This is a genomic window from Arthrobacter sp. 4R501 (genome assembly GCF_002929755.1).
Taxonomy (GTDB): Bacteria; Actinomycetota; Actinomycetes; order Actinomycetales; family Micrococcaceae; genus Arthrobacter.
This window is the reverse complement of record NZ_PJIW01000085.1, coordinates 1-516: the sequence shown is the minus strand read 5'-3', so window position 1 is coordinate 516 and position 516 is coordinate 1. Positions and strand designations below refer to the sequence as shown.

Genomic DNA, 516 nt, shown 5'->3' with positions numbered 1-516 from the left:
GGCCTGACGCCGGGCGCCGCCAACAAGACCGCGCTGGACCGCACCGCATCCGTCCTTGCCGGCTGCGGCTGCCGCTGAGGGGACCGCGTCCGACGTCGGGCCGTCGACTGCTCCGTAAACGCCCTTATGGGCCCCCAAAACGGCAGTTACGGAGCAGTCGAAGGCCCGGACGACGGCGATGAGCCCGCCGCCGTCAGCCGTTCGCCGCCCGGCGAATTTAAGGCACAACCCTGGGCTGCTGTGATCTGATGGAGCTTATGGAGTCCTCTGCCGCCGAGACATCTGCCCAAGCGCCGCCCGTTATCAACTGGGAGCTTGCCGCTTCCACGGCCGCCCGGCTGGCGCCTCCCGGGCCTGTCCTCACGCCCGCCGAGATCGGCGCCGCCGTTGAAAACCTGCGGCGCCTGGCGGATATCTCCGTGCCCCATGTCCACCACATCACCGGCCTCGAGGCTGCCCGGGACCTCCGCGATTCCGCGGTGCTCGTGGTGGACCGGGCTTCCTGGGCCAGGGCCA

2 protein-coding genes are annotated in these 516 nt (G+C 70.2%); one reads left to right on the top strand and one right to left on the bottom strand.

Going from position 1 to position 516, the window contains the following annotated elements; all coding sequences use genetic code 11:
• On the bottom strand, window positions 1-228 hold a 228-nt coding region (locus tag CXR02_RS22735), incomplete at its 3' end, for a hypothetical protein (RefSeq protein WP_219816481.1).
• A gap of 29 nt (window positions 229-257) precedes the next feature.
• Here CXR02_RS22735 and CXR02_RS22000 point away from each other — a divergent pair.
• On the top strand, window positions 258-516 hold a 259-nt coding region (locus CXR02_RS22000; RefSeq protein WP_181037340.1), incomplete at its 3' end, for a zinc-dependent metalloprotease.